At 38.2% G+C, this 6,573-nt stretch carries 6 protein-coding genes and 2 pseudogenes; 1 reads left to right on the forward strand and 7 read right to left on the reverse strand.

The features are described from left to right. Window positions 1-557, reverse strand: a pseudogene (locus WBM60_RS16850) (2,3-bisphosphoglycerate-independent phosphoglycerate mutase); the annotation flags it as partial. 234 nt (window positions 558-791) lie between these two features. On the opposite strand from WBM60_RS16850, the gene WBM60_RS16855 reads away from it, so the two are divergent. Then, window positions 792-1,181: an ankyrin repeat domain-containing protein gene (locus tag WBM60_RS16855; RefSeq protein WP_424261863.1), complete on the forward strand. Its 390-nt coding sequence runs from the start codon at window positions 792-794 to the stop codon at window positions 1,179-1,181. A 118-nt stretch (window positions 1,182-1,299) separates the two neighbouring features. Here WBM60_RS16855 and WBM60_RS16860 read toward each other — a convergent pair whose 3' ends face one another. The 6 genes and pseudogenes from WBM60_RS16860 to WBM60_RS16885 all read right to left on the reverse strand — a co-directional run. Then, the gene (locus tag WBM60_RS16860) at window positions 1,300-1,467 is read right to left on the reverse strand and encodes a DUF6747 family protein (RefSeq protein ID WP_367275444.1); all 168 of its coding nucleotides are present in this window, start codon (window positions 1,465-1,467) and stop codon (window positions 1,300-1,302) included. 129 nt (window positions 1,468-1,596) lie between these two features. Next, entirely contained in the window at window positions 1,597-2,358 is a 762-nt protein-coding gene (locus tag WBM60_RS16865) for a M48 family metalloprotease (protein WP_424261861.1), read from the reverse strand. A gap of 42 nt (window positions 2,359-2,400) precedes the next feature. Beyond that, on the reverse strand, window positions 2,401-3,135 hold the full coding sequence (locus tag WBM60_RS16870) for a M15 family metallopeptidase (RefSeq protein ID WP_424261859.1): 735 nt from the start codon (window positions 3,133-3,135) through the stop codon (window positions 2,401-2,403). Between the two features lie 261 nt (window positions 3,136-3,396). Next, the gene (locus tag WBM60_RS16875; protein ID WP_424261857.1) at window positions 3,397-4,557 is read right to left on the reverse strand and encodes a gliding motility-associated C-terminal domain-containing protein; all 1,161 of its coding nucleotides are present in this window, start codon (window positions 4,555-4,557) and stop codon (window positions 3,397-3,399) included. 3 nt (window positions 4,558-4,560) lie between these two features. Next, on the reverse strand, window positions 4,561-5,688 hold the full coding sequence (locus WBM60_RS16880; protein ID WP_424261855.1) for a hypothetical protein: 1,128 nt from the start codon (window positions 5,686-5,688) through the stop codon (window positions 4,561-4,563). A gap of 4 nt (window positions 5,689-5,692) precedes the next feature. Beyond that, window positions 5,693-6,573, reverse strand: a pseudogene (locus WBM60_RS16885) (hypothetical protein); the annotation flags it as partial.

A 6,573-nucleotide genomic window follows, 5' to 3' on the forward strand; every position in this document is an offset into this window, starting at 1 on the left:
GCATAATATCTGCCAACAACAGAAGCCAGTTTAGCATTTTTATCTGAGCAGAAGGCGGTCAGGTCCTCCAAAAATGTGATTCCACTTTTTGGATCTACGTCTCTTCCGTCGGTAAAAGCATGAATGAATGCATTTTCAACACCATAATTTTCACTCACCGCAATAAGTCCTTTTAAGTGGTCAATATGGCTGTGAACTCCTCCATTACTAAGTAAACCCAGAAAATGTACATTCTTGTTATGCTCTTTGGCATAGGTGAAGGCTTCTTTTAGTTCTTTTTCTTCCTTTAGGGTATCTTCTTTAACAGCAAGATTAATTTTTGCCAAATCCTGGTATACAATTCGTCCCGCTCCTAAATTCATATGACCTACTTCACTATTGCCCATTTGTCCTTCTGGCAGGCCAACATTCATTCCATCCGTCAGAAGATTGGCATTAGCGTAATTTTTATAAAGCGAATCTACAAAGGGTGTATGGGCATTATCAATAGCCGAAACTTTAGGGTCTGGAGATTTCCCCCATCCATCCAAGATCATCAAGATTACCTTTTTATTCATGGTCCTTTATTTAATGAGTTAGCAAAAATACAGTGATTTACCAAGGTTTACCAGTATTCTTCCAGGCTTTTCATAAAATTTTCAGGAAGATAAAATCATCTTAAATATTCAACTGCAACGAAAGGTTAAGTGTTAAAATTACGTTATTATTATGTTAATGGTGAAACAATTAGCAATAAGAGTCGTCTATTCTAATATAATCAAAATCTATTCATCAATTAAAAACAATTCATCATGAGAAAAACAATCTTTATTGCGGCCACAGCATGTCTGCTTATGGTTTCTGGCGTTTATGCCGAGAACAGAACAACTAATGAATCTACCGAAACAACTTTGAATGTGAAGGACATTGCTATCAGTTCTTTTTGCAAAGCAATTCTTCAGGGGGATATTGATACGGTAAAATCATTAATCGAACTTGGAGAAGACATTAATCAAAAATCTTTAGACATGACTCCTGCAATGTTCGCCGCCAGGTATAACAAAGCTGACATATTAGAGTTGCTTATTGAAAACGGAGCGGATTTATCTATTAAAAATGATAAGGGGTATACGGCTAAGAAGTTGGCAAAACTTTCTAACGCCACTGAAGCCCTTGCAGTTTTAGAAGGGCACAATATCTAGAAATAAAAGTTTATTCATCAATCAAAAAAAACCCTGACATTAATGTCAGGGTTTTTTGTTTGGATTGGTTTAAAATAATTAGTGTTCTTGTAAAAGAGTTAATAAAATTAAAAGTTAACTAAAATTCAAATCCTGTAAAAGCCCTATACAAAAAAGCATAGATGGCCATGGATAGCATTAATACGCAGAAAAAGGAATAAATTTTTAGTAGTACTACAATAAACTCCGGTTTACAGTCGTCAAATGCCTCTAAATAAAGACTTTTAAAATGCAATAGCGTTCCCATATAGTTTCGTTTAAAATGTAAATCAAAGCTATAAGGGTTAAATTAGGGGTATGAACAGATTGGGAGGTAAAGTCAAATATACAAAAAAAAGATGTATGGCCTAGAATAACCATATAAATCTTATCTGGTTTAGTTCTTGTATTTCTCGATAGATTTTTTAATTCTTTCAATTCTATTATCCGGATCCGGATGTGTACTTTGAAATTCTGGAACTCTATTTGGCCCGGCAGAAGCTTTTAAAATTTCCATTACTCGGATCATTTCTTCAGGCTCATAATCACTTTGCATCATGAATAAAACTCCCAGATCATCGCTTTCCAGTTCGTCTTCACGGCCATTTGTTAAAAGTGTATTTTGGCCAATACTACCTACCAGGCTACCAGCGTCAGCGCCCACACTGGCACCCATGGATACAGTTTTCCAAAAATTGCTCTCTGCAATGCGTTCAGCAGAATGTCTGCCTATCACATGCCCAATTTCATGTCCAAGTACGCCAGCCAGTTGTGATTCATTAAGTTGATTGAATAGCGCATAAGTTATAAAAACCTGTCCGCCCGGTAATGCAAAGGCATTAACAGTTTGGTCATCTGCTAGTAAATGAAATTCATATTTATATGGAGTTTCCCTTGCAATACTGTTTTGTATTAGCCGGTTTCCTACGGCATCCACCAAGGTTTGAAGACGCTCATCGGGATATAAACCTCCGTACTGTTGAGCCACTTCGGGAGCACTTTGAAGACCAATAGCTATTTCTTGTTCAGAGGTCATATTGATATTTTGAACTCTTCCGGTATAAGGATTCTCTTCCTTATTGTTCCAGCGCTGGATGAGTGCAAATACCACTATTATTAAACCAATAACTATTCGAATTTTCCAACTACCTCTTCTCATAGTATAGTATTTATCTCTGTTATTTTGCAGCACAAAAAATGCCTACAAAAGTTCTGGATTAATATCGAGTATATTATCTTCAATATATGTCTTTACAAATTCTGTAGTCAAATGATCACTACCCAAAAAATCTTCCTGCTCCAATTGTTTCATAATATTTTTAAGTCTGAAAGATTTAAGCATAGGTATGGATAGGGGGGCGTAACTGTAGTGCCATGGTTCATATTTAAACCCTCTCCTCTTGGAATCATCTGTATAAACCAGGTAATAATCAAACTTTTTGGAGTTTTCGTCCATCCAAAGTTTGAATTTTTCAAATGGTCCTCCTGAACTGAATTTACTGGTTTCAAGCACATCGCCATCTACCTTGGGGCTCCCATCAATAAGATCCATATCAGTTCCCCAATGATGCCTGCTTGTACCAGGAATGGTAGAATACTCTATTATCTTATCAATTGCATCCAGTGGTTCCATCCCATCATCATCCGTATATTTTAAATATTTACGTTCAAAAATTACTGCCTGCCTATCAAAACTCCGATAACTTGAGACGATTTTTATGTCTATACCATCAGCTAAGGCTGCCTTTTTCATTTCAACAAATGCATCATGTGCTTCCTTCCTTAAATTAATACCCTCACCGTATAGCTCAATATCTTCTTTGCCCATTAATTCCTCAATGGAATATTTGATATCCTGAAGTAAAAGTGTGCTTGGGACAATAGTTAGGGCCAGACCACAAAACCCACTTCTTTTAATAAACAACCTTCTTTCCATAATTTTTCGGTTTAATCAGGGACATTATATGATTTGTATCTTCAAATCAAAAAAGATACCATTTATTTAAATAGGATTCTTAAATATAATTAATTTGCCATGTACAGATGTAAAGTATGATTTACATCTAAACAGTTTACTTCAAAGTTAATAAGTATTTTGACAAAAAAATATACACTTTAGAGGGTTTATCTGTTGATAAAGCAAAATAAAGCCCTAAGAGTAGGAATAATGATGAGAGGATTTAATTGGAATAACTGACTAGTTGGAAATATAAAGATAGCCCTGGTGTTTTCGTCGCAAATCATTAAGCGTAATGATATAAAAGTAGATACCGGTTTCTAATCCCGAATCCTTTTGAATTGCATTTTCCATGTTGGAATACCCATTAAAATCACCTCTGTAGTTATCTTTGGTATAGACCAAAACACCGTATCGGTTAAAAATCTGAAGGGAATTACTAGGAGAATTTTCGATGCCTTCAATAGTTAGCACATCATTTTGACCATCACCATTAGGGGTCATATAATAGTTATCCAACTCAATGGTATCAAAGGTTTCCAGCATGTCATCATTTCCTCCTATGGTAATAATCTCATAATCATTGGGGACAAAAAGATCTGAAGTAATCGTGCCGTAGGCCATACCACCTTCCACAGCGGTGTTACCCAAACTAACCCACTGGTTTTCAGATTTGCTCCAGCCGACCACTTTGAGATCGCTCATAAATTCACCTAAGGCTGCAACATTGCTGTAACTATCCCAACTTAGAGTTACATTGGAAGGAACATCCCCTTCAAGTCTCCAAAATTCCGTATCACTGACAGACATATATTCTGAGGCCCTTTTATTTGTGTTGAAAAAGGCATTTAAAGTTTTTGAATTATTGGGATCTTCAAAAAAGTAGGCACATTTTGCCAAAGAATTTGTGGCCATAGATTTTATGGTTAAAGGTCTTAACCTTTGGTCATCACCCACAGGAAATACAAAAGTGTCTTTATTGGTCATCGCCGCATAGCCATATACTTTAGAAACACCGCTTTCGCCGGTATAAAAAGAGTTGTCAAAGAAATTTGAATAAATTCCTGATTGCGTCCTGGGCGTGATAATATCACCTATAATTAAATTTCCATTGTTATTTACACCTAAAGAAGTCTGAAGAACCAAACCTTCTTCAACAGCTATTTCAGCATCAAAAAAGATGGGCGTAAAAGCTCCTGAGACTCTAAGCTGACCAAGATCACTGTAAAAACCAACCAAGCCCATATTCTGGTCAAAACTACCGTCATTGATAAGGTCCAAATGCAAACCAACCATTGCGGTTTCATGGATCTGGATAGTACCATAATTGTGCAAGGCTTCCTGACTGAATAGCTGAAAATTCCAGGTAAAAAATAATAATATGGCGATATGGTATCTCATTTACTATCGTAGTTTGTTTATTACAAAACTGGATTCTCCGGATCCACTAAATCGAACGGTACCTGAATTTGCCTCTCTATAGGTAATAATTGTAACAACATCGTTAGCATTGAGTTGTAATATTTCGCTAAGGTGCAGGCTCGAATGATCATGACCAGAAGCCCATCGGATATATCCTGAAGCTCCAATGGCACCAACTGCGTTTCCATTTATGGCAATTCGGGCATTTACATTTGTTCTTTGATGCGTATTTCCTCCTGAGGATATTCCGGCTAAAGACAGATTTGCCCTTATGTCATATCTGCCCGATTCATTAACCGTTAGACTATTGCTGGTAACGATATATAAATTATTTCCATCGTCTTTATAATCTTCACTCCCAAATAGCGGGACAATGGTGTTATTATTATTTAAATTGGTGGTTGTGTCCGAATTGGTCCATCTGCCACCATAATTCACTTTTGACTTTTGAAGTACACCTGTAGCATCTACAGCCAATATATCATCAGATTCAGTGGCATTACTAAGTGTCCTAATTCTCGCATTGCCATTCACATCCAATTGTTCTGTCGGATCGTTGGTATTCACTCCGACATTGCCTCCATCCTTTAAAAATAACCGATAATCAGCGACATTTGATTCGACAAAGTTTAAGCCTCCGGACAAAAGATTCCAGTGCCATTTTGAAGTTCCGGTATTGTCCTGAAAAGCAAGAACGTCAATACCATTGGCTCTGATCACTAAGGGATGACTGTTAAATACCGTTGCCTGATTTACCAGAAGTTGTCCTCTATCCTGGACTAACCTGAGTTTTTCAGAATTGTTGGACTTCAAAACAAAATCCTGAGCATCAGCAGTCCCAATAAAATTAGTTGCTGATGTTGTTCCTGAATTACCTGTTGTGTTCCATCCGCCGGTTGAGCTTCCTACAACAGCCCAGTTGGCACCATTATACTGATATATATTCTGATCCGTAGTGTTATATAATATTGATCCGGTATTTGGTCCAGAAATAGTATTCATTTCTGAAGTGGTTGCATTGGTTAACGCAACCAGCAGTCCGGCATCTATTTGTGAATAGGAACTCCAACAGCTTATTAGTGCAATGATTGTAAGTTTTATCTTTTTCATAGTCTTACAGATCTAGAATTGTGAACATAAACTCGGAATTGTATCGACTTCTGTTGGTTCCACCATTATCATTATCCCCTATAATAACTTCAAAACTTGAGCTCGTTTGGTTGTTATAAGAAATACCGGGGTCATCATTACCGGCTCCTCCTCTTCCGGGCTGAGTTAGTTGAATGATATAATTGGCATCTGCAACGAGCCCTGAAGGAAGATTGACCCTGTAATGACCGTTACCAGACAGTTTAGTGACGGTGATACCCGTTGTAGATCTGGTAACGTTTCCATTAGATGCAATTTTACCAAATGCTTTTATTGGGCTTTCGTAAAAGGCTCCACCGTTTGATCCAACCGTAATACTATTGTTTGTTTCAGACCCAACTACATTTGCCGTTTGGTCAGTTGAGGTTTCATTGGTATACGTAATAATTCCTGTTGAGGTATCCTGACTTAAATTGGTCGTGATATCATTACCAGGATCTCCTTGAGGACCCTGAGGGCCTGCCGGACCCTGAGGACCTATTGGACCTTGATTCCCATCAGGACCTTGGTTTCCGTCTGGACCTTGGTTTCCGTCCGGGCCTTGTGGACCTTGATTTCCATCAGGACCTTGGTTTCCATCAGGACCTTGGTTGCCATCAGGACCTTGGTTCCCGTCTGGGCCTTGAATTCCGTCAGGACCTATTGGACCCTGGTTTCCGTCCGGGCCTTGTGGACCTTGATTTCCATCAGGACCTTGGTTTCCGTCAGGACCTTGATTTCCGTCTATACCTTGTGGACCTTGATTCCCATCGGGACCTTGATTTCCGTCAGGGCCTTGATTCCCATCGGGACCTTGATTCCCGTCTGGACCCTGGTTTCCGTCAGGACCTTGATTTCCGTCTATAC

The organism is Eudoraea sp. (assembly GCF_049669105.1).
GTDB lineage: Bacteria > Bacteroidota > Bacteroidia > Flavobacteriales > Flavobacteriaceae > Eudoraea.

Coding starts and splice junctions, on each gene's coding strand:
- WBM60_RS16875 (WP_424261857.1), bottom strand. CDS start 4,557: ATGAGATACCATATCGCCATATTATTATTTTTTACCTGGAATTTTCAG.
- WBM60_RS16870 (WP_424261859.1), bottom strand. CDS start 3,135: ATGGAAAGAAGGTTGTTTATTAAAAGAAGTGGGTTTTGTGGTCTGGCC.
- WBM60_RS16865 (WP_424261861.1), bottom strand. CDS start 2,358: ATGAGAAGAGGTAGTTGGAAAATTCGAATAGTTATTGGTTTAATAATA.
- WBM60_RS16855 (WP_424261863.1), top strand. CDS start 792: ATGAGAAAAACAATCTTTATTGCGGCCACAGCATGTCTGCTTATGGTT.
- WBM60_RS16860 (WP_367275444.1), bottom strand. CDS start 1,467: ATGGGAACGCTATTGCATTTTAAAAGTCTTTATTTAGAGGCATTTGAC.
- WBM60_RS16880 (WP_424261855.1), bottom strand. CDS start 5,688: ATGAAAAAGATAAAACTTACAATCATTGCACTAATAAGCTGTTGGAGT.